Source organism: Actinokineospora sp. NPDC004072, assembly GCF_053604195.1.
Genome location: NZ_JBSGHB010000001.1, coordinates 255,243 through 282,225, shown reverse-complemented (window position 1 = coordinate 282,225; position 26,983 = coordinate 255,243). Strand labels below are relative to the sequence as shown.

Annotated in this window: 24 protein-coding genes and 1 CRISPR repeat array; of the genes, 18 read left to right on the top strand and 6 right to left on the bottom strand. The window is 69.2% G+C overall.

Annotated elements, in window-relative coordinates:
- Position 1: 1 nt before the first annotated feature.
- Together ACWEPX_RS01265 and ACWEPX_RS01260 are read left to right on the top strand one after the other, a co-directional pair.
- The gene (locus ACWEPX_RS01265) at positions 2 to 1,294 is read left to right on the top strand and encodes a helix-turn-helix domain-containing protein (RefSeq protein WP_451895048.1); all 1,293 of its coding nucleotides are present in this window, start codon (positions 2 to 4) and stop codon (positions 1,292 to 1,294) included.
- Entirely contained in the window at positions 1,291 to 1,845 is a 555-nt protein-coding gene (locus tag ACWEPX_RS01260) for a flavoprotein (RefSeq protein ID WP_451895047.1), read from the top strand. Before ACWEPX_RS01265 ends, ACWEPX_RS01260 begins: the two co-directional genes overlap by 4 nt.
- Here the strand turns inward: ACWEPX_RS01260 and ACWEPX_RS01255 are convergent.
- The 3 genes from ACWEPX_RS01255 to ACWEPX_RS01245 all read right to left on the bottom strand — a co-directional run bounded on the left by ACWEPX_RS01255 (position 1,835) and on the right by ACWEPX_RS01245 (position 2,938).
- Entirely contained in the window at positions 1,835 to 2,062 is a 228-nt protein-coding gene (locus ACWEPX_RS01255) for a 7-cyano-7-deazaguanine synthase (protein ID WP_451895046.1), read from the bottom strand. The genes ACWEPX_RS01260 and ACWEPX_RS01255 overlap by 11 nt on opposite strands.
- A gap of 5 nt (positions 2,063 to 2,067) precedes the next feature.
- The gene (locus ACWEPX_RS01250) at positions 2,068 to 2,553 is read right to left on the bottom strand and encodes a hypothetical protein (protein WP_451895045.1); all 486 of its coding nucleotides are present in this window, start codon (positions 2,551 to 2,553) and stop codon (positions 2,068 to 2,070) included.
- Between the two features lie 151 nt (positions 2,554 to 2,704).
- The gene (locus tag ACWEPX_RS01245) at positions 2,705 to 2,938 is read right to left on the bottom strand and encodes a hypothetical protein (protein ID WP_451895044.1); all 234 of its coding nucleotides are present in this window, start codon (positions 2,936 to 2,938) and stop codon (positions 2,705 to 2,707) included.
- A gap of 1,553 nt (positions 2,939 to 4,491) precedes the next feature.
- Positions 4,492 to 5,398: direct repeats of the CRISPR family, unit length 37 nt; unit sequence GCAGCACCGACCCTCCGGGGTCGGTGAGGATCTCAAC.
- Between the two features lie 660 nt (positions 5,399 to 6,058).
- Here ACWEPX_RS01245 and ACWEPX_RS01240 point away from each other — a divergent pair.
- The 11 genes from ACWEPX_RS01240 to ACWEPX_RS01190 all read left to right on the top strand — a co-directional run bounded on the left by ACWEPX_RS01240 (position 6,059) and on the right by ACWEPX_RS01190 (position 17,977).
- Entirely contained in the window at positions 6,059 to 6,442 is a 384-nt protein-coding gene (locus ACWEPX_RS01240; protein ID WP_451895043.1) for a hypothetical protein, read from the top strand.
- Between the two features lie 273 nt (positions 6,443 to 6,715).
- Positions 6,716 to 7,645: a hypothetical protein gene (locus ACWEPX_RS01235; protein ID WP_451895042.1), complete on the top strand. Its 930-nt coding sequence runs from the start codon at positions 6,716 to 6,718 to the stop codon at positions 7,643 to 7,645.
- On the top strand, positions 7,635 to 7,967 hold the full coding sequence (locus ACWEPX_RS01230; protein WP_451895041.1) for a hypothetical protein: 333 nt from the start codon (positions 7,635 to 7,637) through the stop codon (positions 7,965 to 7,967). Before ACWEPX_RS01235 ends, ACWEPX_RS01230 begins: the two co-directional genes overlap by 11 nt.
- A 14-nt stretch (positions 7,968 to 7,981) precedes the next feature.
- Positions 7,982 to 8,641, top strand: coding sequence for a hypothetical protein (locus ACWEPX_RS01225; RefSeq protein WP_451895040.1), 660 nt, complete (start codon positions 7,982 to 7,984; stop codon positions 8,639 to 8,641).
- Positions 8,625 to 10,451, top strand: a complete 1,827-nt coding sequence (locus ACWEPX_RS01220; RefSeq protein ID WP_451895039.1) for a hypothetical protein — start codon at positions 8,625 to 8,627, stop codon at positions 10,449 to 10,451. Before ACWEPX_RS01225 ends, ACWEPX_RS01220 begins: the two co-directional genes overlap by 17 nt.
- An 80-nt stretch (positions 10,452 to 10,531) precedes the next feature.
- On the top strand, positions 10,532 to 12,016 hold the full coding sequence (locus ACWEPX_RS01215) for an SCO6880 family protein (protein WP_451895038.1): 1,485 nt from the start codon (positions 10,532 to 10,534) through the stop codon (positions 12,014 to 12,016).
- A complete protein-coding gene (locus ACWEPX_RS01210; RefSeq protein WP_451895037.1) occupies positions 12,013 to 13,416 on the top strand; it encodes a hypothetical protein in 1,404 nt (467 codons plus the stop codon). The genes ACWEPX_RS01215 and ACWEPX_RS01210 overlap by 4 nt, the downstream gene beginning before the upstream one ends.
- Positions 13,416 to 15,194 carry a type IV secretory system conjugative DNA transfer family protein gene (locus ACWEPX_RS01205; protein ID WP_451895036.1) on the top strand — a complete coding sequence of 593 codons (1,779 nt, stop codon included), beginning with the start codon at positions 13,416 to 13,418 and terminating at the stop codon, positions 15,192 to 15,194. The genes ACWEPX_RS01210 and ACWEPX_RS01205 overlap by 1 nt, the downstream gene beginning before the upstream one ends.
- Positions 15,191 to 15,772 (top strand): hypothetical protein, encoded by a 582-nt coding sequence (locus ACWEPX_RS01200; protein WP_451895035.1) that lies wholly within the window; start codon positions 15,191 to 15,193, stop codon positions 15,770 to 15,772. The genes ACWEPX_RS01205 and ACWEPX_RS01200 overlap by 4 nt, the downstream gene beginning before the upstream one ends.
- A 109-nt stretch (positions 15,773 to 15,881) precedes the next feature.
- The gene (locus ACWEPX_RS01195) at positions 15,882 to 16,847 is read left to right on the top strand and encodes a C40 family peptidase (protein WP_451895034.1); all 966 of its coding nucleotides are present in this window, start codon (positions 15,882 to 15,884) and stop codon (positions 16,845 to 16,847) included.
- Positions 16,848 to 17,002: 155 nt separating this feature from the next.
- On the top strand, positions 17,003 to 17,977 hold the full coding sequence (locus tag ACWEPX_RS01190; protein ID WP_451895033.1) for a DUF932 domain-containing protein: 975 nt from the start codon (positions 17,003 to 17,005) through the stop codon (positions 17,975 to 17,977).
- A 461-nt stretch (positions 17,978 to 18,438) separates the two neighbouring features.
- Here ACWEPX_RS01190 and ACWEPX_RS01185 read toward each other — a convergent pair whose 3' ends face one another.
- Complete coding sequence (locus tag ACWEPX_RS01185; protein ID WP_451895032.1) at positions 18,439 to 19,743, bottom strand: FAD-binding protein; 1,305 nt, start codon at positions 19,741 to 19,743, stop codon at positions 18,439 to 18,441.
- Entirely contained in the window at positions 19,709 to 22,006 is a 2,298-nt protein-coding gene (locus tag ACWEPX_RS01180) for an ATP-binding protein (protein WP_451895031.1), read from the bottom strand. The genes ACWEPX_RS01185 and ACWEPX_RS01180 overlap by 35 nt, the downstream gene beginning before the upstream one ends.
- Before the next feature lie 190 nt (positions 22,007 to 22,196).
- On the opposite strand from ACWEPX_RS01180, the gene ACWEPX_RS01175 reads away from it, so the two are divergent.
- Together ACWEPX_RS01175 and ACWEPX_RS01170 are read left to right on the top strand one after the other, a co-directional pair.
- Entirely contained in the window at positions 22,197 to 23,270 is a 1,074-nt protein-coding gene (locus tag ACWEPX_RS01175) for a hypothetical protein (protein WP_451895030.1), read from the top strand.
- Positions 23,271 to 23,295: 25 nt separating this feature from the next.
- Positions 23,296 to 23,577, top strand: coding sequence for a DUF6355 family natural product biosynthesis protein (locus ACWEPX_RS01170; protein WP_451895029.1), 282 nt, complete (start codon positions 23,296 to 23,298; stop codon positions 23,575 to 23,577).
- Positions 23,578 to 23,629: 52 nt separating this feature from the next.
- Here the strand turns inward: ACWEPX_RS01170 and ACWEPX_RS01165 are convergent, their stop codons facing one another.
- A complete protein-coding gene (locus ACWEPX_RS01165) occupies positions 23,630 to 24,127 on the bottom strand; it encodes a hypothetical protein (protein ID WP_451895028.1) in 498 nt (165 codons plus the stop codon).
- Between ACWEPX_RS01165 and ACWEPX_RS01160 the strand changes: the two genes are divergently transcribed.
- The 3 genes from ACWEPX_RS01160 to ACWEPX_RS01150 are packed head-to-tail and all read left to right on the top strand — an operon-like array spanning position 24,126 to position 26,934.
- Positions 24,126 to 25,550 (top strand): ParB/RepB/Spo0J family partition protein, encoded by a 1,425-nt coding sequence (locus ACWEPX_RS01160; RefSeq protein ID WP_451895027.1) that lies wholly within the window; start codon positions 24,126 to 24,128, stop codon positions 25,548 to 25,550. The genes ACWEPX_RS01165 and ACWEPX_RS01160 overlap by 2 nt on opposite strands.
- Before the next feature lie 40 nt (positions 25,551 to 25,590).
- The gene (locus tag ACWEPX_RS01155) at positions 25,591 to 26,019 is read left to right on the top strand and encodes a hypothetical protein (protein ID WP_451895026.1); all 429 of its coding nucleotides are present in this window, start codon (positions 25,591 to 25,593) and stop codon (positions 26,017 to 26,019) included.
- A 9-nt stretch (positions 26,020 to 26,028) separates the two neighbouring features.
- A complete protein-coding gene (locus ACWEPX_RS01150) occupies positions 26,029 to 26,934 on the top strand; it encodes a bifunctional DNA primase/polymerase (RefSeq protein WP_451895025.1) in 906 nt (301 codons plus the stop codon).
- The last annotated feature ends 49 nt before the right edge of the window (positions 26,935 to 26,983 follow it).

Below are 26,983 nucleotides of genomic sequence, written 5' to 3'. Positions count from 1 at the left end.
CGTGAGCGGCAAACGCCAGGCGTTCGCGACTCGACGTGAGGCGATGGGCTTCACCCAGGAATCATTCGCGGCTGCTGTTGGTGTGGAGTTCTCCACCGTGGGGCGATGGGAACGAGGTGTTCTGACACCTCAGCCGTGGCGACGATCGCGGATCGCGCAGGTGCTGGGCGTCTCCCTCGATGAACTGAACGTGCTGCTCGGGCAATCTCGGCTCAGCTCCCAGAGTTCGTCACACCGATGTCAGGGCGGGGTTGCTGGAGTCGATCCCGGCAACCCTGCCCTGATGCCAACTCGGCGTGAAGCTGTGCGGGGCGCAGCTCTGCTAACGGGCACTGTGCTCGCCGACCGTTGGCTCGCGAGCTCAAACGACGGCGCGCCGGTGCGGAGCTCCGACGGGTATTGCCTGCCAGATCTGGACTCGGCAACAGTGGCTGTGTCGAAGCTGCATGAGACCTACCAGGCAGCTCGGTACGCCGAGCTCGTCAATGCGCTCCCGATCGTCTCAGAAGCCCTAACCGCGCTAGCGTCGACCGGACGGCATGGAGAACGGCGCCAGGCTCTAGTCCTGCTGTCCAGCAGTGCCGTGGTGGAAGCGAAGCTGGCAACCAAGTTGGGTGACGGCGCAGCTGCGCGAGTTGCTGCCGAACGTGCGAAGGCGGCTGCCGACGAGGCTGACGATCTGTTCGGGCAGGCTGCGGCGGCGTATCAGATGACCTGTGCCTTGCTCAAGCTGGGGCAGCCGTCGTTGGCGGAGGATCTTGCAGTCAGTGCAGCTGAGGCTGTCACCGGCGATGATCCGCGTCGCATCAGTTGGGCGGGCGCGCTGACGTTGATTGCGGCGATCATCGCGGCACGGCGAAACGAGCCCAACTTGGCGTGTGACAGGTTGGATGCCGCGCAACGGCTGGCAGAACGTCTCGGAGGAGACGCCAATTTCGGCTATACGGCGTTCGGGCTCACGAATGTTGCAATTCACCGCATGGCGGCTGCCGTATCCTTGGATGACCCGTATCAATTGCTCGCCACCAGTGAACGGCTTACCCCTTCGCGCATGCCTGCGGGGCTGCGTGGACGGCGAGCCCAGTTTCACCTCGACAGCGCTTGGGGGCACATGCAGATCGACGAAGATGCCCTTGCAGTGCTGCACCTGCTGGAAACTGATCGCATCGCGCCTGAGTTCGTTTGCGCGAGTGGTAAGGCCCGCGCCCTCATCCGTGACTTGATGGCACGTGAGCGCCGTCGTGAAATGCCTGGGCTGCGCGAATTGGCGATGCGTGTCGGAGTGACGAGTTGAGTGAAATCGGAGGCTCTGCCTACCTGGTGGTCACTGCCGCGCCGCCGGTGCGACAGATCGGCGAGTTCATCGCGCTGCTGTCCGAGGAGGGATGGCGCGTATCGGTGATCGCCACCCCCACCGCCGCCTCGTGGGTCGACCTCGACGCACTGGAGAAGGACACCGGCTGTTTGACTCGCGTCACCGCGCGCCTTCCAGGGCAGCAGGATTCGCTGCCGAGAGCGGACCTCGTGATCGCTGCGCCACTGACGTTCAACTCTCTCAACAAGTGGGCCGCGGGCATCAGCGACTGCCTGGCGTTAGGAGTGTTGAACGAGTTACTTGGCGCCGAGGTGCCGATCATCGCGGCGCCCTGCGTAAAGACGTTGCTGCGTAAGCATCCCGCGTACGACGATAGCGTGGAGCGTCTCACGCAATGCGGGGTGTTCATGCTTGATCCCGATGCAATCACCACACGCGCGACGGATGGGCTCGCTGACTTCGATTGGGCTCAGATCCTCACGGCCGTAGGAACCAGGACCGGATCGACGGGCCCACCGTCTACGGCATGATCGCGAGTCCGGTCGACGACACCGGGCTGCAGCGATTGGCGATCTCGGCGGCGTGGTCGAGTTCAGTGCGGTGGCGCTGCCCGTAGTCGCACGAGACCTGCGTCAGCCGGTTGTGGCGGGCAGCCAGCCAGAAGGCCAGCACGGTGGAGTCGAGACCGCCGGAGGCGATGACGACCGCGTGTTCGGGATGGCGGTGTTCGGGCTGGTCGATGGTCATGGCCGTCACCACGTCCGGGTGACGACGCGCCGGACCGCACCGATGACGGCTGCCCAACCCGGGAGTTCCTCGCCCGGCCGGGGCCGCTGCAACCAGCGCGGGCGGCCGTCGGTTGCAGCGAGGGGCGGCAGCAGGACGGTGTCGCCCGGTTCGGGCCATACCACCTGGGCGGCCATGAGGTCGTCGATGGTGGAGCGGCGCATAGGGGGGCGCGGCTGGGTAAGGAACACCCAGTCGGCTGCCCTCTTGCCGCGCACGACGATGATCGGTGGCCGGATCAACGCCCGGACGAGCTCGTGGTTGACCTTGCCGCCGAACCCGGCAGGCATCACCAGCGCGTCGACCGTTTCGCCCAAGCGCAGCCGAACTTCGCCGGATTTCGAATCAATCATCGTCGGCCAGCTCGGATGATCGGTGTAGAACTGCCCTAGCGCGTTCGGTGCGGTACCGGCGTCGTGCTGCTGATTGTTGGCCGCGGTTGATGTGATCATGAAAGCTCCGTTGTGGTTGTGCGGCGGAGCCGAGGCGTCGCAAGGCGCCCCGACCCCGCCGTGATCGAGGGCGCGGCGCGGATGGCCGCGTGGGTCGTTCTGCAGACGGACTCCACGAGTTCGCGAGTAGAGGACGTCGGCTCCGACCGTGCTAGTGAGTCGCTTCGCCCTCCCTGAGGAAGCCCAAGCCGTGCGTGCCGACCGTTTCCAGCGCCTGCTGCAGCACGGGCGATGGTGGCTGTTCCGGTCGACGGCAATGCCGGCCGGCGTAGGGCGAAACGAGCAGGCTGTGTCTGCCCGGCGTCGTCGGGGTGCCTTGTCGACGGAACGCCCGCAGCAGCAGGCAACTGGCGAGCACCGCAGCGGCGATGGCAGTGATGGCCACAGACAAGGACATCAAGCGGCCCCATCTCGCCGTGTGGGGATCGCGGCGGAACCAGGTAGCGGGGTCCTGGTTCTGCCGCGACATGGCGGCGAAGCAGGGTGCGCGGTGACGGTTGGGGGGTGACCGTCGCCGTTCTGCTCCACCGTGCTCGCCGTGCCGTTCCACTCGGAGGGCACAGGGCTACCCGAGTCCTGGGCGGCCACCTCCCTGGCCGTGGTGAAGACGAAGCGGAACTGCTCGGCTTCAACACCGTCGAGCGCGGCTGCCTCACCTGCGGGCGCCACCACCACGACGTCCGAGCCGCGCACGAGTACCGTCAGGCTCCGGGGGCGGCCGGCGAAATCGCGGCAGGTCACCGCCCAAGGTCCGCGGTCGTTCATCGTGCGTCACCGCCCTGCGCGGTGATCCAACTCCGTACCCACACCGGCTGCACGAGGAAACGTGGCGCAGCGAGCTTTGACTGTGGGCATCGCGAAACCACAGGTTCCGCGAATCGCTGGGAGAGCGTCATCATCTACTCCGTAACTCAGCGAGTCCCGGTTGGCTATTCAGTGCTACTGCTCCATTGGGTCAATGTTCTACTGCTCATCGGCCGAAGCGGGCGGGCAAGCAAACGGTGCTGGTAGCACCGTTGTGAACCAGCCATCGCAACTAAACGCCCTGCGCATCGTGTGAACCAGAGCGCGAACGGAGCGGAGATGGGGCGTTCGCAGGGCGACAGGTGGCATGACCTGCGGTTTTCCCGGTCGTGCAGGGCTGCGTCAAACGGGTGACCTGCTGATGCCCGGGGGCTCCGGCAAGGAACAGCAGGCAGAATGGTGGTACGCGGCGTGGACCGCTCCGACTTTGGGCGATCATGCCGGAAGGCGTGTTGCGCACAGTTGGGCGGCCGGGACCTGCAACGCGAACAATTCGGCTTGCATGCTCGACCAAGCAGATCTGCCACCCATCGCGATCCAGGCCTCTCGCTCCTCCGTGGAGAGCGCAGGCGGCAACTGTAGCGATAGGGTCTCGGATCAGTAGTTTGCGTAGCGTCGGTCAATCTAAACGCTTCCGTCAGCGGTCAGGTGGAGTTCGTCATCCCCGTTCGTAGGCTCGGCATCTGCGGCAGAACCGCCCCCCGCTCCGATTCGTTGTAGCGACTTGTCTAGCTGCCGCGGCCGGGCCTAGCGCGTATGCCGAATGGGCGTGGTTATGGTGTATCGGATGAGTGTGCCGCGAGGTTCTGTCCGGATCAGGAGCTTGTGGTTGGGCGCGCAAGCGGAGGGTCGCGGGATGTTGTGTGCGTGATGGATAACCGGGTTTGGTTGAACCGGTGGCACCGACCCGCCGTCAGCGATGGGCAGTTCCGACCCGCCCGCGTCGGAGCTGCGCACGAACTCGGGGTGCGGTACTTCAGGCCCCGGCCAGGCACGGCGCCCCAGGTTCGGAACCCCAAGTGTGACCCGACACGCCGGGAGGTTCCGAAGCACCTACCTGGCGTGTCGGCCCAGGGCACAGGTCCTGTGGCCTCTCGAGACGAGGTTCTCGGTAGTCTGCGCTGGTCAAGCAGGGCAGCACCGACCCTCCGGGGTCGGTGAGGATCTCAACCACGAGTACCAGGACGGGGCCCTGCGGGTGCTGGGCAGCACCGACCCTCCGGGGTCGGTGAGGATCTCAACTGTCGAGTGTGCTCGACAAGGGGTAGCCGTTGGCGCAGCACCGACCCTCCGGGGTCGGTGAGGATCTCAACGTGATAGGCACCGGAGTAGCAGTAACGTGGGCACCACGCAGCACCGACCCTCCGGGGTCGGTGAGGATCTCAACGTCCGCCAATCATCCCGATCCACGTCGAACCCCACCGCAGCACCGACCCTCCGGGGTCGGTGAGGATCTCAACTCGCTGTTGGACTGGGAGATGTGGGGCGCGATCCCGGGCAGCACCGACCCTCCGGGGTCGGTGAGGATCTCAACACGTAGCGGAAGCCGCGGATGTAGCCGCCGAGGAAGCAGCACCGACCCTCCGGGGTCGGTGAGGATCTCAACGTCTCGTTGGGAGTCCGGGTGTGAGGCGGACCTGGCAGCACCGACCCTCCGGGGTCGGTGAGGATCTCAACGCCGACGGGAAGACCGGGCGCCGCGTCTACCCGGGCCCGGCAGCACCGACCCTCCGGGGTCGGTGAGGATCTCAACTCCTGATCCACCTGTCCCGTCCCCTGGAGGTACGCCAGCAGCACCGACCCTCCGGGGTCGGTGAGGATCTCAACAGGAACACGACGTGGTGGTCATAGCCGAAGCTGTCGCAGCACCGACCCTCCGGGGTCGGTGAGGATCTCAACATCCAGCGTCCTCCGTCCGGCCTGTCTGTTCAGCGGCAGCACCGACCCTCCGGGGCCGGTGAGGATCTCAACTGGCAGGCCGCCTACCTGCTGTACCAGGGCCCGGCAGCACCGACCCTCCGGGGTCGGTGAGGGGCTTAATGGGTTACCGCGAGCCGCACCTAGTCGAAGGTGGTGCCGATCGGCCCGGTAGCACTGGCTTTCGGCGCTGTTTCGGTCTGCGGCAGCCCGATCGTGGTATGGCGCGTTACCTCTAGATCTTGCTGCAGTCTGGAGAACGGGAGGGAGCGCCTTGTTGCGTGGTGGCCGGGTTGTGGGCTGGGTTCCTGCTGAGCGATTGCGTGGGCTCGACCTGATGACCCCAGCGGGTAGGGGCTGCCGGAATCGGTGGTCTTGCTGAGTTCGTTAGCGCGGTTGCGGCCCGGCCACCCCGCACTCCCGGCCCTTGTAGTCAACCGTTCGGGTGTTGCCCGTCATGCTCGCGCCCAGGTCGGCCCCGGCTGCGTCACCTGGATTGGCGGTGCCGGGTAACGCAGCCCGTCACCCCGGCAATCGGGGGAGGAGTGCGGCCGTGGAAGAGGTTGTTGCCGCTCGGTCGGGGCGGAGCGTTTGTGGGCAGTCGTGGGCGCGGTTGCATCCGGTGGTTCCGGTTCCGGTGTATCGGGGGCCGGAGCGGGGGTGTCCGGTGGCGTTGTTGGCGCCGCGGATGGTGGTGTGGTCGACGTGGGTGCCGGTGGTGGGCGGGTGTCCTGGGTGGGCGTTGGTGTTGTTGCCCTGGGTGCCCTATGGCGGGTGTGGGTGGGTGCAGTTGGACGCGCGGACTGTGGTGAAGCCGCAGCCTGCCTGGGTTGAGATCAACACGCGGTGTCGGACGGTCGGGTTGATGGAGCCGGAGCAGGTGCGGGTGTGGCCGTTCGAGGGGACGCGGATGGGGTTCACGCCGTGGGGCCGCACGTTGGTGCTGGGGGAGTTGAGTTCCTCGTTGGGTGATCTCCGCCGGGGTTTGCTGCTCGCCGCTCATGTGCGTGGGGATGACGACGGTGGGCTCACCTTGGCTGGGGCGCATCGGTGGGCGGTGGCGGTCCATGACAGCGAGGCGTCCGACAGCGGTTTGCGCGTGTCTGCCGAGGCGATGTCGGCGCTGCTGGGCGCGGCCCCTGCGGGCACGACGGTCCTCATCCACTGATCTCGCTGTCCAACCATCCGATGAACAGGGGGAGGCCATGATCCGAGCGATCCTTGTGACGGCTGCGGCGCTGGCGGGATGTTCTGCCGATCGCACCAGCAGCGAGCAAGCACCTCAGGCGGAAGCCGTGCTCGGCGGCAGCCGGGGGACACCACCCGCGTACGTTGCTGCGACTCCCGGCTCCAACGAGCAGGTCGTGACGTTCGGGGGAGTCGAGGCAGTGCCGATCAGACTCTCCCGTGTGACCACGGTCGCCGAGCGAGGGGGCGGCCGATGAACTCGCAGGTGAGGGCAGGCCGAACGACGCCGACAACCCACATCCAGCATCCCACGCTGCTGGGCACCATCCCCCCGCCTCCACCACCCCGGCCACCGACTCCGGGAAGCCTGCCGACGGAACCGCGCAAGTCCTCTCCCAAGGGCTGGCCGCGCGCGGCCACCGACGAGCTGTGGGCCTGGATGGCGCGCTTGCGGCCGCCGCTCCCGGTTCTCGTCGCCGGGGCCGAGGGTGGCGTGGGCGCCAGCACCGTCAGCGCGCTGCTGGCCGAGACCATCGCCGCCGCGTCGCCTGGGGCGACCGTCGTGGTGGACCAATGCGGGCTGGGCTCCGGGGCGTTGGCGCGGCGGTTGGTCGGTCAGCAGGCCGGGCTCTCGGCCGCCAAGGCGGTCGAGGCGCGGGAGTTGTGCGTGCCGATCCTGCGCATCCTCGGTGCCGCGCCCCGGTCCTCCGCCGGAGCGTTCCTGGTCGACGACCACCGCGGCACGACCTCCCTCCGCGCGATGCACGATTTGGCAGCGATGACGTGCGGCGCCGCCGTGGTCGACGCGGGCAGGGTTGACGGCACGACGATCCCGCGACTGCGGGAGACGCGGTCGGTGCTCGTCCTCGTCGGTCGCGCCGATCTCGTGGGTGCGGAAGCGGTGTGCAGGGCGATGCAGTACCTGCAGCAGCGCAGGTCCCCGGTTCCTCCGGTCGTCGTGCTCGCCGCGACCGCACCCGCCGACCGGTACCAGCTCCGTGCCGCAGCCAAGTTGATCGGTGCGGCAGGCGTGCAGGCCGTTGTGCGCTTGCCCTACGACAGCGGGCTGCGGAGCGGAGCGCCCCTGCGACTGGACAGGGTCAGCAGACCAACCGCCACCGCCTGCCTGAGCGCAGTGCTGCGGGTGGGCACGTACCACGAGGGATACAGCCATGGTCACTGAAGCACTCCACCTGCTGGACGAGGCAGTCCTGTTCGGACACCTGCAGCCCGGAGGGCCGGACTTCTCCAACATCGAACCCAACTCCCGCGGCGTGCCGAAGGCAGGGGTGATGTTCACCATCGCCCAGGTGATCCTGTTCTTCGGGCTGGGGGTGTCGTTCATCGTGCTGCTCGGCGGGATCGTCGTCTGGGTCGCCGGGCACATGGCAGGCGGGATGCACCTGTCGCAGCACGCCAAGACGAACATGCTCCGGGCCGGATTCGGCGGCGTCCTGCTGACCGCCGCGGGCGGCATCTGGACCTGGATCACCGCGATCGACTAGCCGGAGGTCTTCCCATGATCCGCACCAGAACGATCCGCTCTGCCGCGGGAACGCGAGCGAGCTGGTGGCTCGGCGGAACCGCCGCACTCCTCGCCCTGGTGGCCGGCGCGGCGCTCGGCCGTCTGACGAAGGACGAGACCGTCGTTGCCGCGCCGGAGATGCCCATGAGCAACGGCGTACCGGTTCCCGGACGCCACTCCCTCGCCGGGGCGGCAACCGCCGCCCAGAACTTCCAGATCGCCGGATTCGCGGTCAGCTCCGGTGCCCTGAACGGCGAGGCCGCCGCCACGGAGCTGCTCGCCGCCCACGCCGACACCCAAGCCCGCCACGTCCTCGCAGCACCCGTAGAGCAGACCGAATCCCTCCACACCCGCTATGCCCCGGTAGCCGCCGTCGTCGTCTCCTACACGACCGAGGCCGCCGAGGTGCTCGTCTGGGGCGTCGCCGCAACTTCCGAGGTGTCGGGCGGACGGCCCGCAGGCATCGAGAACTGGGGACGCAGCACGGTCACCCTCGTCTGGGAGGAGGACCGGTGGCGGGTCCAGTCCCAGCGCTTCGAACCAGGCCCGTGGCCGGTCCCCGCCGACGCTCGACTGGTCGAACCCGCGGGCGACTTCGGCTTCCGCGCCCAGGAACTGCGACAACCCGGGTGGAGCTATGTCGCGGAACCATGAGCCCTGGTGGATCGCCGCGCTGGCGGTGCTCGGCGTGCTCCTCGGACAGCAACCCGCCGCGGCGCAACCAGCGGCCGAGACCGTGCCCGCACACCTGCGCCACTACGTCCTCGACAGTGCCGAGTGGCACCAATCCCCATGGATGACCCACCCCGGCTGCCGCGATCACGGCGGCAACTTCTCGACCTACGCCGCATCCATGATCATCGACCTGCCCGCGCTGCTCGAGCACTTCCAACCGAACTTCGCAGGCACCGACCGCAGCGCAGGCCAGCGCAAGGAGTACCTGCTGGGCCGGTTCGCCGAGCTGCCCAGCGCGGTATCGGTGCCTACTGGCTACTGCGTCGACCATCTCCGGCAGTGGGCCAAGCCCGACCCCGGGTACAAGCCCTTCGGGTTCGAGTGGGGCAACCTGACCTGGTGGGACGACCACAGCCACGGTGTGCGGCCCTTCGGCTGCACCGTCCCCGGACAACCTCCCAGCGAAGCGCTGGGCCCCTGCCGCGGCTTCTACATCAGCTGCGCAGGCACGACGACCCAGCAAGACCACACCCGGTGCGAATCGTGGAACGCCTTCTCCGACCGCTTCGTCACCCTCATGAACACCGCCATCGGCGACGCCTACCAGGACTACCCGGTCGACGGCGCGTGCGTCGACTGCGTGACGACCGAGGTGATGAGCCCAGGGGAGATCGCCCAGACGTTCCTGGACTGGGTGGCCAAGAAGGGCATGGAACAGGTCGTGGCGTTCATCGTCTTCGGCGTGACCAAGCTGTGGGCGACCTTCACCGACATCGCCCTGGACTACTCCACACCCAACGTCAGCGGAGTCGCCTTCGCCTCGGTCTACAACCTGATCGCGGGCGTGGCCCTCGCGCTGGCCTTCCTCGGCTGGCTGATCACCCTGGCCACCTCCTGGCGGCGGGGCAGGCTCCAGTTCACGCTGTTCGGCGGGATCAAAGCCGCCGTCGGGGTCACCCTCGCCGGGGTCGGCGCCATCCTCATGCTGCAGCTGGCCGACGACGCGACCAGGTCCCTGGTCGCCGCCGGAGGCGACATCAGCAGACAGGCCGACTTCACCGCGAGCCTGGCGAAGGTCAACCCGCTGGTGGCCGTCCTGGCGGGCGTGCTCATCGCCATCTGCCTCATCTTCTCGATCATCTTCCTGGTCCTGCACGGCCCGCTCGTGCTCATGTGGACGCTGTTCGGCAGCATCGCCGCCGCGGGCCAGGTGCACGAAGCCTCCGCGGGCTGGCTGTACCGGTGGGCGAGCAGGCTGACCGCGCTGGCCTGGGCGAAGTTCGTGATGGTCGGGGTGATGCTGCTGGCCCAAGCCCTGCTGCTGCCGCTGGACGCAGGCGAGGACGTCGTCCGCCAAGTCGTCGACGTCATCCAAGGCCTGGCGCTGGCCGGGCTCATGGCCACCAGCCCCTACCTGCTCATGGAACTCGTCGACTTCGTCAGCGACCGCATCGGCGGAGCCCACGCCAGCGGCGGCCCGGCCGCCACGACCGCGGGCAAGGTCGCCCGATCGGCAGCCGGGACGGTCGGCGGGGCCACGAGCACGGCGGTCCACACCATGATCGCCGCGGGCGCGAGCATCGCGGAGAAGACCACCAGAGGCGACAGCAAAGGCCACCAGCAGACCGACCGGGGCCGCCCCGGAAGCACCAGCAAACCCGAACCCGCCCCTACACCCACCGCGGGGCAAACGCGGCAGCTCCATTCCCGAGCAGGGCCCGTTGCCACCTGCCAACCGCGGCCGGGTGGTCGCCAGCTCGCCGCGCACGGGCCCGACCGGCACCCCTAGCGCACCCGCCGAGCCCCGCCCGGAACTACCCCGACCCCCCAGGCGCAAGACACCACCGCAGACCCCGTGAGGAGGACCAGATGGACAAGGAGTACACCTTCCCGCCGCGGCGCACCAACGGGGTGATCGGCAAGGCCACCCTCGGCCAGATGACCGCGGTCGTCACCGGCATCGCGCTGCCCTGGCTGGGCGTGCAGTCCGGCAGCATCGTCGCCTTCGCCCTGCTGCTCGCCGCGGGCGGTCTGCTCGTGTGGTTCAGCTTCATGCGCGTCGGCGGCCGCCAGGTCACCGAATGGGCGCGGCCCGCCACCGCGGCCGTCTGGTCGCGGGTCTTCCGCACCGGCGCCTACCGCGGCGCGGTGTTCGGGCCCGACAGCCTGACCCAGCAGATGGATCTGCCCGGCGACCTCGCCGGACTGCGGATGCTGTCGGCACCCAACCCCGACGGCCGGGCCCGCGTCGGCCTCGTGCTCGACGAACAGCGCGGCACCGCGACCGCCGTGCTGCTCACCGAAGGCACCCCCATCATCCTGGAGGAGTCCTCCGAGCAGGCCGGACGGCTCGCCGACTGGGAATCGGTGATGGAATCCACCTGCGACGAGGACAGCGCCATCGCCCGCTGGCAGCTGCTGTTCCGGTCGATGCCCGACGCCACCAACCTCGCCCAAGAGTACTACCTCGACCGGGTGGTCGACCGCGAATGGCTGCCCGCCCAGGTCCTGCGCGAACTCGTCGCCACCGCCGCGCCCGCGGCGCAGCGGCACGAGGTGTTCTTCGCCGTCTCCTTCGACCTGCGCCGCCTCGCCGCCGAGATCAAGGCCACCGGAGGCGGCGATGACGCCATCGGCGTGGTGGTCGTGGAGCGCCTGGCCGACCTGCAACGGCAGATCGTCGAGGCCCGCATCCCCGTGCGCGGGTGGCTCTCGCCCACCCACCTCGCCGCGGTCATCCACACCCAGTTCGACCCCGACTCACTGCCCCTCTACGACCTGCACGCCTCCCAGAAGCACGAGGTGGACCCGCGCACCGCGGGCCCCTCCGCCAGCCAACGGCACTGGCAGGCCTACGTGCACGACTCGGCGGTCTCGTCCACGGTGTGGGTGCACGAGCTGCCCCGCCGCCCGGTCACGGCCAACTGGATGGCTCCGCTGCTGCAGCAGTCCGACGTGCGGCGCTCCATCTCCCTGGTCGTCGAACCCATGCCCCCCTCCCGGGCCGAGCGCTCGATCAACAACCAGCGCCTCGCCGCCGCGGGCAGCATCTACATGAAGCAGCGCCACGGCCTCATCGTCGACGCGCGCACCGAGAAGGAGTACGCCGCGGCCCAGCGCCTCGACGACGAACTCAGCGACGGCGCCGGGTACTTCCGGTACTCGATGTTCGTCTGCGTCACCGCCCCGGACCCCGACCAACTGCGCCGCGCGGTCTCCTCGGTCCGACGACGCCTGACCAGGATCCGCTGCTCTTCCATGGTGCTCTACGGCGAACAGGACCAGGCGTTCTTCGCCGCAGCGCTGCCCCTGGCCCGCGGCCTGGCCCCGATGCGCGGGCTGACCGGATCATGACCGGCCGCCACGGCGCGCGCGGCGCCGCGATGGGCCGCCTGGCGCACCGGATGCGCCTGCCCGCCCACACCGCGTCCTCCGGCGTCCTCAAGACCTGGTACCCGTGGGTGATGGACCCCGGCCTCGGGGTGCCCGGCGCCTACATCGGCGTCGACCTCTACAGCCAGGCGTCCTTCCTGTTCGACCCCTGGGCGCTCTACGCCGCCGGAGCGATCACCAGCCCCAACGGGCTCATCATCGGTGAGATCGGCTCCGGGAAGTCCTCGCTCATGAAGTGCATGATCCTGCGGTTCCTCGCCGCTGGAATCCCGTTCAGCTGGGTTGACATCAAGGACGAGTACACCGACCTGGCAGACCGGTTGGGCATCGAACCGCTGCGCCTCGGACCCGGCCTCGGTGTCCGCCTGAACCCGCTGGCCACCCACCGCAGGCACGCCTCCCAGACCGAGGCCGAATGGCTCGGCGCGGTCAAAGCCCGCAGGCTGCTGTTGCTGGAAGGGCTGGTCCACATCCGGCTCGGCAGACCGCTGACCATGACCGAACGCACCGCGCTGGAACTCGCCCTCGACTCCTGCACCGGCCAGCTGACCGGGGCGACCCACCTCGGACCCGCCTCGCTGCCCGGAGTCGTAGGACAGCTCACCGCCACCGAACGCTGGGCCGACCAACTGCGCGAGCGCGGCATCACCGCCACCCAACTGCTCGACGAGTCCCGCGACGCCCGGCTCGCCCTCCACGGCCTGGTCGGCGGCGCGCTGGCGGGCATGTTCGACAGCACCGAGGACAACACCCGCTACCTCGACTTCGACGCCCCCGGCACCGTGCTCAACCTGCACGCGATCCGCTCCGACCAAGCCACCACCGTCATGTCGATGGTGTGCGCGCAGTCGGCCATGGAAGCCGAGCTGATGCGGCCCGACGCGCGCCCCCGGCTGGTCGGCTACGACGAAGCCTGGCTGGCCATGCGGTACGTGCCGCTGCTGCGCCGGTTCCAGGAGCAGTACAAACTCGCCCGCGCTTACGGCACCTGCAACCTCATGGCCGCCCACCGCCTCACCGACTGGGAAGCCGTCGGCGCCGACGGGTCCGAAGCCTCCCGCCTGGCCCGCGGCCTGCTGGAAGACACCGGCTTCAAGATCGTCTACCGACAGGTCGACGCCGCCCTGCCCCTGACCCGCGACCTCCTCGGGTTGACCGACGTGCAGACCGCTCTGCTGCGCCACCTGCGCAAAGGCAGCGGCATGTGGCTGTTCGGGCAGCGCGCCTTCGTCGTGCAGCACCTGCTCAGCAGCATCGAAGAACCCCTGGTCCAAACCGACTCCCGCATGCGCCCCAGCAGCGCAGCCGACGACGTCACCGACGAGGAATGGGACACGCTGCTCGCCGAAGGAGCCCGCTGATGGCCACACCACGCCGACGCCCCATCGTGCGCCTCGGGCACGAAACGACCGCCCTGATCACCCTCGGCCTCCTCGGCGGCCTGCTCGCCTCACTCGCCCTGGCGGGCCAGTTCGCCGCCGCGCTCACCGGCGCGGGATGGCCCAGCTGGCGGGACGTGGGCGTCAACCTCCTGGCACCGGTCGTGGCCGCCCTGGCCCAGCCCGACGCCCCGATGCGCTCCTGGCCAGGGCTCGCCGAGCAGGAGATCCCACCGGCCTGGCTGTACTGGACGGTCGCCGGGTCGCTCGCGGCCCTGATCACGAGTGCCCTGGTGGCCGCGGCCCGGCTGCTGCGCAGTCCGACCCCCGGCTTCGCCTCCCGCCGCGAGGTCAGCACCCGCCTCGGCGCGCAAACGCTGCTGAAGCAGGCTGCCCGGCTGCGCCCCGAACTCGCCAAGACCACCAGCCGCCCCCGGCCCGAACAGCTCGGCGCCCGACTCGGACGCGACGTGCACACCGGCGTCGACTGCTACTCCTCCGTGCGGCAGAGCCGCTACGTCCTCGGCCCATCCGAGTCCGGCAAGACCTCCGCCGTCGTCATCCCCGAAGCCCTCGACCACGACGGCCCCCTCCTCGCACCCAGCTCCCGGGCCGACGTGCTGGCGGCGACCTGGCTCGCCCGCTCCGAACAAGGCCGCATCCAACTGTTCGACCCGCTGCGGCAAGCACCAGCGCTCCCACTCGTGCAGTGGGACCCCGTACGGGCCTGCGTCGACCCCACCGTCGCCATCCGCCGCGCCCAAGCGCTCATGGCGTCGATCGACATGTCCAAGGTCTCCAACGGCGACGCCTGGAAGAACCGCGGCCAAGCCGTCCTGCGCAACCTCCTGCACGCCGCCGCCCTCGACCACAAGGACATCCGCACGGTCCTGCGCTGGGCCTACGACCAGACCTGCGCCGAGCCCGCCGCCCTGCTCGACCGGGCCGACACCTCCTGGGCGGAGATGCAGCACGCCGTGATCAACACCCCCGAACGGCAGCGAGCCGGCTACTACATGGCGGTCGAGGCCGCGATGGAGACCTTCACCCACCCCGCAGTCCTGGCGACCTGCACCCCGGAACCCGGCCAGGACTTCGATGCCCGCGCCTTCCTCGACGGCCACAACACCCTCTACCTCCTTGCCGAACGCACCCAAGCCGTCGCCGTGTCGGACCTGCTGTCGGCGCTGATGGAGGAGATCCTCTTCCACGCCCGCCGCCACGCCCAACGCTGCGCCAACAACCGCCTCGACCCCGCCCTCCGCCTGCTCGTCGACGAAGCGCCGACCACCGTCACCCTGCCCCAACTGCCCGACCTGCTCGCCGACGGCGGCGGCCGCGGCATCCCGACCACCATCGTTGTGCAGGACCGCGCCCAAGCCGTCCACCGATGGGGCCGCGAAGCCGCTGACAGCATGTGGGGCGCCGCCACCGTGCGGATGGTCCTCCCCGGTGTCGCTGGCAACGACGAGATGCGCGAGATCGCCGCCTACTTCGACGACTACGACGAGGAGATCACCTCCTCCACCACCGGCAACCACGGCCACTCCACCCAACGCAGCCTCCGCCCCCGCGCCGCCATGACCACCGCGGGTGTCCGCGCCATCCCCGCCTTCCACTCCCTTGTCGTCGCCGCGGGCGGGCTCAAACCCGTCCTCACCCGGCTCCAGCCCTACTTCCACCGCCCCGACGCCGCCCGCTCAGCCCGCTCCGAACGCGAGTTCTACGCCGCCCTCGACGACGGGACAACCGTCCTATGAGCACCCCCGAGGAACGCGCCGACGCCGCCCTGGAAATGGTCGACAACCTCTGCCGCATCGTCGCCGACATCGCCCACCGCCTCGCCGCCGTCGAAGCAGCCCTCCCACCGACCACCCCCGGAGAAACCCGCTCCGACTACCGCTTCGACCAGTACCCGCCACCCGCGGACGACGCCGAGCGCACCCGGCAACTGGAACGCATCCAAGCCGCCTGGCAACGCCTTCACGAGTGGGTCGACTGGCTCGTCGCCACCTACCGGCTCACCGCCGTCATCCCACCCTGCTGGCCCGAACACCCCACCATCACCGAGGAACTCATCGGCCTGCGCATCGCCTGGGTCGGTGCCTGGTCCGACCGCGCCCCCGCCGACGCCATCAACGCCTGGCACGAACGCCTCAGCCGAGCCAAGACCCGCCTCTCCGACGGCAACTGGGGCAAACCCCGCTGCGACGGAACCCACGATCCCCAGGGCCTCGACATGCCCGCCCAGTACAGCGCCTGGACCAACCACCCCACCCGCGCGCCCGCCTATCTCGCCGCGCACCAGCGCACCATGCCCGAAGGAGGAACCCAATGAACCCGCAGCAGCTGTGGACGCAGATCCAGCTCTTGGAAGACCAGCTCGCTCGGGAGTATCCGGCTGAGAAGTTGGATGACGAGCCGGCGCCGGAGAATGAGGCGGAACCATGCTGACCCGACCGCGGCTCGCCATCGTCGTCGTCAGCGCGCCGCTGTTCCTGCTTGCACTCATGATCGCCTCGGTCCTGGACGCCGACGCCGAAGACACGAGCTGCCGACCCGACACCGTGCGCGTCGGACCCTATGGACCCGAACAGCTCGCCAACGCCTCCGCCATCATCGCCACCGGCCACCGACGAGCCATCCCCGAACAAGGGATCGTCATCGCCCTCATGGCCGCCATGACCGAGTCCGGGCTCCGCAACCTTCCCTATGGGGATCGCGACAGCCTTGGCCTATTCCAGATGCGGCCGTCGATGGGGTGGGGCAGCCCGGCTCAGGTTCTCGATCCCGAGTACGCCTCCAACAAGTTCTACGACGTGCTCCTCTCCGTTCCCGGCTGGCACACCATGCCACCGGGTGCCGCCGCTCAAGCCGTCGAACGCAGTGCCTACCCGCAGCGTTACGCCCTCCACGAGGGGGAGGCGCGGCACGTCCTTGCTGCCCTGTCGGGTTGCGGCCAGGGGGGAACCGACATCGACAAGGTCATCGCAGCGGCCCTCAGCCAACTCGGCGTCCCCTACGCCTGGGGCGGCGGCGACGCCGATGGGCCGACCCCCGGGACCGGACTCGACCAGGGCATCATCGGGTTCGACTGCAGCGGGCTGGCCCTCTACGCCTACGCCCAGATCGGTATCGACCTCCCGCACCAGACCCAGGCCATCTGGCACACCTCCCAACCAGCGATCACCAACCCGGACCGTCTCCAGCCAGGTGACCTCATCCTCCTCTCCCACAACGGACGCCCCGACGGCATCCACCACCTCGGCATCTACCTGGGAGACGATCGGGTCATCCACGCGCCGGAGAGCGGCGACGTCGTACGGATCACCGAGAACATCTGGCAGTCGCCGTTCTGGTCCGGGGAGTTCATCGGCGCAGTCCGGCCGGCTACATCATCGCGCCGAGGTTGAACCGCGGTACTCGGCCGCGAGACAGCGCACTCTGCCCTGCTGGGGTGGGTTTGTCCAGCCTGGAATGCATGGCTGGACAAACCCACCCCAGCAGGGCTGACGAGTGCTGTCCGCGACCGAGAACCATCAGTCGCTCGTTGGGAAGCAGGTTCGACATGTCCGTCACCGAACAGATGGCTCCGCTCGACGCAACCCGGCAACGTCCGTGGCGGCAGCTGGGCACCGGAGTCGAGGCGTGCGGAAGCGCCCAGGAAGCTCTGGCCGCCGCAGGCCTGGCCGGGTGGAACATCCGCAAACTGGCGCAGACCGCCACGGAGGTCACCGCCGACGGCGTGACCCAGCTCGACAACCCGGAATCGGTCATGCTCGTGCGAACCGACCCGCGAACCGGCCGAACGCGGTACCTGAGCACCGTAGGGCGCAACTACGGCATCTACCAGAACGAGGACCAGGCCGCCGTGCTCGACGCCTTGGTGGCCGAGTCGGGATGCGCCGGGCTCTCGGATGCCGGTTACATCAACGACGGCAGGGTCACGTTCGTCAGCATGCGGCTCCCGCAGACCATGTGCCTTGCCGATGTCGACCGGGTGGATCTCTACCTGGTGGTGTTCAACTCCCACGACGGCTCCGGAAAGTTCCGGGTGATGGTCGTCCCCTTCCGCCCCTTCTGCGCCAACCAACTACCGCTGGCAGGCCGGCAGGCCCTCACCTCGGTGTCGATCAGGCACACGAGCAGGAGCGGCATCAACGTCACCGACATCCGCAACAAACTCGGCCTTCTCTACCGCCGCGCCGAGGCGTTCGAGGAACAAGCCCGCCGCCTACTGGAGACCCCGATGACCACCGCGGAGTTCAAGGACGTCATCACCGAACTGTGGCCCGTGAAGGCAGACGCGCCACCCCGAACCCGCGCCAACGCCCAACGCCGCCACAGCGAACTGGTCCGGCTGTGGAGCAGCGCGGAAACCCAAGCGCCAATCCGCGGCTCCCGCTGGGCAGCCCTCATGGCCACCACCGAATACCTCGACCACTACCAACCCGCAAAGAACCACACCATCCGAGCCCACCGAGTCCTCACCAGCACATCGACCCGCGACCTGAAGCAACGGGCCTTCGAGCTACTGACGTAGCCAGGTAGCCCAGACGCGAACCAGGCGGGACAGCCCCGCGTGCGCGGGGACGACGTGATGAAGGCTTCGGCCGCGTTCATCACCCATGGGACCAGCCCCGCGTGCGCGGGGACGACCCGAGGTGGCGCTGGAGGTTGCGCGCCGAGCCGGGACCAGCTCCGCGTGCGCGGGGACGACCGCATCGCGACCATGATCGCTGTCCCCAAGGGGGGACCAGCCCCGCGTGCGCGGGGACGACAGCACGATCGCGCGGTACGCGCGGGAAGGCCGGGGACCAGCCCCGCGTGCGCGGGGACGACCCGCCCAGTATCGCCCCCAACAATGTCAAACCATGGACCAGCCCCGCGTGCGCGGGACGACCGCAACGCGGTCGCCGAGGCGTACGGGCTGAGCGGACCAGCCCCGCGTGCGCGGGGACGACACTTGCTGACCAGGGACGATAGCAGGCGTCGGGGCAATTCTCATTCACTTTGGCGTGTCTGCGCAGGCGGAGGTGAGTGGCGCTCAGATTGAGTTGATCGTGGGATGGAGGGTGTTGTGAGTGGGTCGAGGTAGAGAGTGCCGCCTGCGTGGAGTACGTGTTGGGTGATTGCCGTGTTGGCGGTCGTCATGGCTTGGATGGTCCTGGGGTTTGGGTCGGGGATTGTGCGGAGGATGGCGAACAGGGTGGTGGTGTCGGTGTTGGGCGGGAGGGGGAAACGTAGGGTGTGGATCTTGTTGGTTGGCGTGGGGTAGATGATCACGGTGCCGGAGTCGCTGATGTCGGTGGGGGTGAGGGTGGTCATGACGTCGGCGATGACGTTCGGGGTGGTGTGGTGGGGGAGGAGGTAGTTGGTCCAGAGGTGTGGGGCTTGCCAGTGCCCATTGGTGCGGAGGAGGCGTTCGCCTTCGGCTAGGCGGTTGGCGAAGTCCCAGTAGGTGGTGTCCTCGGTTTCGATCTCGTCGGTTTCGTAGGCGCGGAGGAGTGCGTCGTTGGGTGTTTGGGGTGGGGTGTAGTGGTAGGCGGCTTCGATGCGGTAGCGCCACGTTCCGGTGGGGGTGGGTCTGGCGTGGCCTTCGATGTGGTGGGCGGTGCCGCTGGTCATGAGGTCGTGTTGGTCGTGCAGGAAGGTGGGGAGGTCGCGGTAGTAGGCGCGGTGGATTCGGGTGCGGTGGTGGGCGGGGATGAGGGTGAGGGTGGCGTGGGTGATGACGCCGTGGCGGCCTCGGCCTGCTCGGATGGTGTCGAAGAGGTCGGGGTGGTGGTCGCGGCTGCAGCTCACGACCTCTCCGGTGGGGGTGACGGCTTCGAGTGCGTGGACGTTGTCGGTTTGCAGGCCGTGCTGGTGGGTGGCGCCGCCGATCCCGCCGACGGAGAGGGTGCCGCCGACGCTGAGGGTGATGTAGTCGGTGAGGACCGGGGGTGTCAGGCCGTGGCGGAGTGCGGTGAGGGTGATGTCGTGCCAGGTGGCTCCCGCTCCGACGGTGATCCGGTCGCCTCGGGGTTCGCCGATGGTGTTCAGTGCGCGCATGTCCAGGACCAGGCCGTCGGCGATCTGGCTTTGACCTGCGGTGGAGTGGCCGGTACCGCGGGGGACGAGCCGGAGGTCGTGACGATTGGCGTAGCGCACCGCGGCCGCGGCGTCGGCGGTGCTGGCGATGGGAGCCACCGCTCGCGGGCGGTGGTGGGTCAGGTGCCCGAAGTCGTCCGCGGCGGCGGCGAGGTCGTGGTCGTCGGTGAGCAACCGGGGTTCAGTGCACGACGCTCCTGGGTTCGGGGAGAGCATGTCGTCCACCTTCCTCGTTCTCCATGCGCCAGGTCAGGTCTCGGGCAGCCGGGTCACCGACTCGGACGTAGAGGCTGATCGCCTCGCGCCACGCCCTGTGGGCGGCGTCGTGGTCGCGGCGGGCATGGTGGACCTCGCCGAGGCGGGTCAGCGTGCGGGCCTGCTCCCGGACATCACCGAGGTGGCGTCGGACTGCCAGGGCGCGCAGGAGTTCGGCGATGGTCTCGGCCAGATCGCCTCGGCTGCGGTGGGCTGCCGCGAGGGTGTCGCGGGCGCAGCCTTCGGCGGTGAAGTCGCCGAGTTCGTGCAAGGCCGCCGCTGCCTGCTCCGAGTAGGTCACCGCAACCTCGGGCCTGCCCATCGCGATGCAGATCTCGCCCAGGTACGACAAGGCGATAGCCCGCCCCAGGTAGTCGTCGACGGCGTCGAACTCGGCCATCGCGGTGCTCATCTCATGGGCCGCCCGAGGAAACTCCCCCAGCGCGTGGAACGCCCGGGCCATGCCGACGCGCGACCAAGCATGCCCCACCCGATCTCCCAGCTCCCGGCGGATCTGCAGCGCTTGGGCGAAGTTCGACAGGGCAGGCCAGGGGCGGCCGAGGTCGGTGTGGGCGTGGCCGAGGTTGTTCAGCAGCCACGCCTCGCTCGCGCGATCACCGATCTGGCGGGTCAGTTCGATGGCCAGGGCGTGCGGGCGCAGCCACAGGCCCCACGGCTTGCGGCGGAACAGGACGTCGCAGAGCACGATGGGGAGCTTCACCGCGACCTCGACGTTCCCGGCCTCGGCCGCGGCGCTCGTGGCCAAGGCCAGGTTGAGGCGCTCGGTCTCGCACCAATCCGCCGCGTCGTCGTAGGTGTCGAACCGGGGAACGCCGTCCGCGGCGGGGATCCCGAGATCCACGTACGCCCGGTTCGGCGACAAGACCCGGCCTGCGGCTTGCGCCGCGCTGAGGTACCAGCCCAGCAGCCGCTCCAGCGCTTGGATCCTGGCGTGGTCCGGCTCGTCCTCCTCGGCGCGCTCGGCCGCGTAGACCTTGAGCAGGTCGTGGACGCGGTAGCGGCCGGTGTCGACCTCCTCCAGCAGGTGCGCCGAGACCAGCTGGTCCAGGACGTCCTCGACCACGCCGACGTCCGTGCCGTCGAGAGCCGCAGCGGCGCCGGGAGCCACTTCGGAGCCCGGGTGCAACCCGAGCCTGCGGAACAGCCGGGCAGCCGCCGGTGGTAGCGCGCGGTACGACAACGAGAAGGTGGTGCGCAGGGTCGCCACGTCGTCCCCGCTGCTGCTCAACACATCGAGCGGGCGCTCTGCCAGCACCGCCGACAACGCCGCCATCGTGGTGTTGCGGTCGGTGGCCCGCTCGGCTGCGATCCGCAAGGCCAGCGGGTGCCCGCCGCACTGCCGAGCCACACGCAGCGTGGCCTGGTGGTCTTCCCTGGCGCGTGTTCCCGTCACCTCGGTCAACAGGCGCACGCACTCGACCTCGGGCAACGGTCCCAGAACCACCCGACGGGCTCCCTCCCGGGCGGCCAACCCCGACAGCGCCGTCCGGCTGGTGACGATCACCGCGCAGCTGACCGCGCTGGGCAGCAGCGGCCGCACCTGATCAGGCCCAGCGGCGTTGTCCAGGACGACCAGCAGGTGCCTGCCCGCCAGCGTCGTCCGGTACAACCCGATCCGGGCGGCGGTGTCCCGCGGGATGGCGGCGGGCGTGTGGCCCAGGGCCACGAGGTAGTCCCGAAGGACCTCGCCCGCCTCGGCTGGCTGGCCCGTGTGGTCGTAGCCCCGCAGGTCCGCGAACAGGACGCCGTCGGGGAACTCGCCGGAGATCTCGTGCGCCCACTGCACCGCCAGCGCGGTCTTGCCGATCCCCGCGGGCCCGTCGATGCAGATGATCGCAGGCTCCGCCGCGCGACGAGCTGCCGCCAACTCGGTCCGCATGCGCTGGAGGCTCTCCGCCCGGCCGGTGAAGTGCTTCGTGCGGGCAGGCAGCTGCGCTGGCCGCTGCGCCCGCCTGCGGGTGGTCCTCGGCGCCGCCTGCAGCCATGCGACCAACGCGCCGTCCGTTTGGAGGGCCGCATCGCAGGCCGCGGCCAGTTGGTGCGTGGGCTGGCGCAAGCCGTGCTCGATGTTGCCCAAGTGGCCACGGCTGAACCGGGTGGCCTCCTGGAGTTCGGCGAGGGACAGGCCACGCCGGACGCGCCAGGCGTGCAACACCGCGCCGAAGGTGTCCTCGTCCGGTGTCTTCTGTCTTCCGTTTGCCATGAAGACAGTCACCCCCTCGATTTCCTCCCCTGGGCCTCCGAGGATAGGGCCACAGGGCTTTCCCTGAGCCCGTTCTCGCAGCTCAGGGCCGGAATCACTCAATAGAGCTACTCGACCGGCACCCGATGGTCCATCGGCGGACGGATGAGTGGCCATTGGAAAGTGCTTCACACGATCGGAGGATGGCGTGATGATTGCGAGCGAGTTGACCCTTCGTTCGGTAGGGCGCGTGTGCGAACGGCATCACCGGTTGTCCCGGGAAGCTTTGATCGACCTGGCGCCCACGGCGGGGGACGGGCATCTGGCCCACCTGCACCTGTTCGCGGCGAGCCGCGGCGTGCGACGGAGCGATCCGCTGCCGGGGTTCCTGGCTCGCGGAAAGCAGGCCGAGGCGCTGAACTGGGACGATGTCGCTCGGCTGCGTGTGGATGGAGGTTTGCGAGCCCGGTTCGAGGTTCGCCGCGACGCGGGTGGGATCGCAACGACGCACCTCGTGCAGCTCGCGGAACCGATGATCCGTTGCCGCGTCCAGCGGCACGTCGACTCGCAGCACGTCGCTGGGGTGATCGATGCCGAAGACCTGGTCAACGCCGCCCGATTGGCGGTGGCACAGGGTGTATGGGCGTACGAGCCCGCGACTGCCGCAGGACCGTGGTTTCTGATTCAACGAATTGACGAGGGGATCAAGCGGGAGTTGCTGCCCGCGTGCCCCGGGATCTCGATTCCGCACCGGGCCGAGCGGCGCTTCAGGAGAATCGCCGCGATTCGCAATCGCCTTCGCGACTCGCTCGGCCGGGAACCCGACGACGAGGAGATCCTCGCGTCGTCCGGCGGCGCGCTCACCCGCGCAGACCTCGCTTTGGACCACCGGACCCGGCCTGCCCGCTTGCGGCCGTTCGTGGTCGAGCACGGTCGCGAACATCTTGTGGCCGAACTGCCACCGGAGGTTGACCGCGGCCGCGTCGGGTGGAGGGAGGTCGTGCGCGTCCTCCGGTTCGATCCGATCGCGGTCGACGTGATCAGCAGGGTGGCCGCGCTGCCTCCCTACGAGGACCTCGCGCCGGAAGACCGCTCGGAGCGGGCTGTGGCGGAGACGACCGGAACAACCCGCGCTGCTGTGCGCTCCGCCTTGCGGCGGGTGCGCCGCCGGGCCGCTGACGACGCGGAGCAACTGCGCCTCTACCTACGCGGCCTGAGTGACGACGACCGCGAAGGGCTGGGGTTGCAGTGCTTCGCGCGACGGCTCGACCGCGATCTCGTCTAGCTCGTCCAATCCAAGGGAGTGAACCATGAAAGCGTTTGCCGTCCTCGTCTGCCTCCTCACCGGTTTGCTCGCTGGCCCCGAGGCATCGGCGAGTCCGAACATGCCGTGCGGCTGGCACGCCACCAGCCCGACCGCCTACTACAACCACTGCGGCGACACCGTCATCACCGTGGTCGTGGAGTTCTGGTGGAAGATCGGGGGGACCAGGACGATCTGCGTCAACCCAGGCATCACCAACCTGTCGGCGCACCCGGCGCTCCAGGGTGGGCTGATCACCTACGCCTACTACAGCGGACCCGGGTGTTGACCGGCAGTCCTCGGCCCGGCAAGCCGTGCACCGGCTTGCCGGGCCTTGTTCGTCACGAACCGTCTCGCGTCGCCTCGATCGCCAGTTGGCGCAGACGTTTCAGCTCACTCTCCGGCTGGCCGAGGAGGTCGGCCAAGCGCGCGTACTGCAAGCGCAGGTCAGTCACCAGGGCATCCACGGCGCGACCCATGGCAACCTCGGCGTCCCGCTCAGCGGCTCGAGCGGTGTCTCGGTCTTGGCTCCCGAGTAGGAAGTCCGTGGCGAGGTCGGTTTCCCGTTCATCCCGTCGGCGTTTCTCGGCGTCGAGTTCCTCCTTGCGCTGCAGCAGCGTCCGACGTGCAGCTTCCCTTGCTCTGACCTTTGTGGACGTAGGTGCCATCTGTCCAATGTACGCCTTCACGGCCCCGCGCGGCCGGGGGCGACGCAGGCTGGTCGATTCCGGTGCCGATGTCAACCCGCTGTCGCTGGGGTTGACATCGGCACCGCAACCGACCATGCCGCTCGCGCCCCGCCCGAACGGGGCCACCACATCCGCGAAGGAGATAGACATGGGCACCTCTATCTGGGAGAACGCGACGCTGCGCATGGTTGACCCCACAGACCTGCTGCTGGACCAGAACGCCCGATCGACCGTCGACATCACCACCGAGAACCCACCGCTGGTCGACAGCATCCGCAAGCACGGCGTGCTGGTGCCGGTCATCGCCAACCCGACCGGAGATGGGCGCATCCGCGTGCGCGACGGGCATTGCCGGACGCTGGCCGCCCGGCTGGTCGTCGACGAGCACCCCACGATCCCGGTGTTGGTGACCGAATCCTCCGACGAGGAGCTGTGGCGGCGCCTGCGCGACCAGTGGATCAGCAATGAGATCCGCGTCGGATTCGCCGTCGGCGACAAGGCGAGGCTGTTGGAGCAGATGTCGCTGTTCGGCTTGGGCGCCGAGGACATCGCTGAGCAGCTGACCACCGACATCAACACGGTCAAGGCCGGGTTGGCGGTCGGCCGCAGTTCGCGGGCCGCAGCTGCGGTCGCCAGCCACCCGCAGCTGGACATGCTGCAGGCCGCGGCGCTCGCGGAGTTCGAGGACGACCCGGAGGCCAGCGAATCCCTGAACTGGGTGCTGGAGTGGCAGCCCGAGCAGTACGACCACACGGTATCGCTTTTGCGGCGGCGAAAGGCTGAGCAGCAAGCCTGCGACGTCAAGGCGGCGGAACTGCGCGCCAGCGGGGTCACCGTGCTTGAAGGCGATGCCGCGGACGGCGCGGTTCTCCTGGACCGACTGCTGATCGGTGGGAAGAGCAAGGCGAAGCTGTCGGAGAAGGACCACGCCAACTGCCCCGGGCATGCCGCGATCGTCACCACCAACTACATCGGGGACGCTGTCGTCCGCTACGTCTGCCGGGACTGGAAGGCCAACGGTCACGTCCAGCTGAGCCGCACCCAGGACGGCCCCCGAACCGAGGAGGAGAAGGCCGAACTGCGGCGCGTCCGCCACAACAACGAGGCATGGCGAGCCGCCCAGGACGAACGGCGCAAGTTCCTCACCACGCTGCTGTCCCGCAAGACCCCGCCCAAGCATCTCACCCTCGCCCTGCTCCTAACCCTGCTGCACGGTGGAGATCACCTCACCGCCGCCCTCGGTCGCGGCAGCGCCCTCGCCGCCGAACTCCTGGGCATGGAACCAGCCCGACGCGCAGGCCAGCCGAACCCGATCGCGACCCGGGCGAAGCGGGCCGGGGTCGCCCAACTGACGATGCTGCTCGCCGCCGTGGTCCTCGGCGGGCTCGAAGAGGCCTACCGACGTCGAGACAGCGTCAACACCTGGCGGCGGCCCACCGCGGAGGACAAGCTGTACTTCGCCACCCTGCGCGACCTCGGCTACACGCTCTCGACCGTGGAGCGCCTGGTTCTGGACCCGGCCGCTGACGCCGACCAGTGGCCGCACCTGGCGGCTTGCGCCGCGGTGGCGTAACCAGCCCCTGGTCCCCACCGCCCGACCGAAAGGGGAGAAGGTGAACTACGAGTTGTTCGTGCTTGGCGCCGCTCGACGCCTCGCCCGCGACGTGGAGGAGATGAGCGGCATCGTCACCGCGATGACGGCCCTCGGCATGCTGTTCGCCAGCAACCCGCCGGGCATCCCGACCGCCGGTCGGCCCCTCACCCTCACCGACTACGACCGCCACGGCCACCCGATCAGTCAAGCAGCCCGCCACTACTGGCAGCGCTGGGAGCACGTCCTCGTCGACCACGGCGCCGACCGCCGCCGCGGAATCCCGAGCCACAAGCTGGCCACCAACGACGGGTGGCACATCACCCGTGCCGAATGCAACCAGGCCCTCGACGCCTTCGCGGCCGCCACCGGCCACGACGTCGTGCTCGACCGCGCATTCACGCGGTTCCTGCGCGCCGCCGCCCGCCACAGCGGCTTCCGCGTGCACTGAGAGGTCACGATGAGCAGACGCCTGATGTACGCCGCCCTGGCCGCCGCCAGGGCGGGGCACTTCGTCATCCCGCTGCGGCCGCGCGCCAAGGTCCCCGCCCTGCACGGCGAGCAGAACTGCCCCGGCACGGCCCCCTGCACCGATGGCCACCACAACTGGGAAACCCGCGCGACCCGCGATCCTGACCAGATCCGGGACTGGTGGACGGCATCCCCGTTCAACATCGGGATCGCCACCGGCCCGTCCGGCCTGCACGTGCTCGACCTCGACCCGGCCAGGGGAGAAGACCCACCCGAGCCGTGGGAGGGCGCCCGGCACGGCCGTGACGTGCTCGCCAGGCTCGCCCAGCAGGCAGGGGAGCCCTACCCGGGTGACACCCTCACCGTCCGGTCGCCCTCCGGCGGCGAACACCTCTACTTCCGCGCTCCGACCGGCCCCACCCTGCGCAACACCGTGAGCAGGCTGGGCTGGCACATCGACAGCCGCGGCGCTGGCGGCTACATCGTCGCCCCCGGCTCGGTGCGCCGAGCCGGGCTCTACCGGGTGGTGCACCAACGCCCGATCGCCGCACTGCCCGAGTGGCTCATCCCGCTGCTCACACCTCCGCCACCGCCCGAACACGAGGTACTATCAGGGACAGCCCACCTCAGCGACCGGCGGCGGCAGGCCTACCTCAACGCCGTCCTCGACCGCGTCGCCCACGCCGTCCCCGGCACCCGCCGCAACACCCTTCTCCGCGCCGCCTACACCCTCGGCCGCCTCGTCGCAGGCGGCGAGTTCAGCGAGCACGAAGTCCGCGCAGGACTGCACGCCGCCACCGCCCACCTGGACAGCTTCCCGGCCCGGGAAGCCGACCGAACCATCGAGGACGGCCTCCGCTACGGCAGCAGCCTGCCCCGCAGACTCGCGACCTGAACCCCCGCGGGCGCTCGCAGGCTGCCGTGCCGGGGCGGGGTTGTCCAGC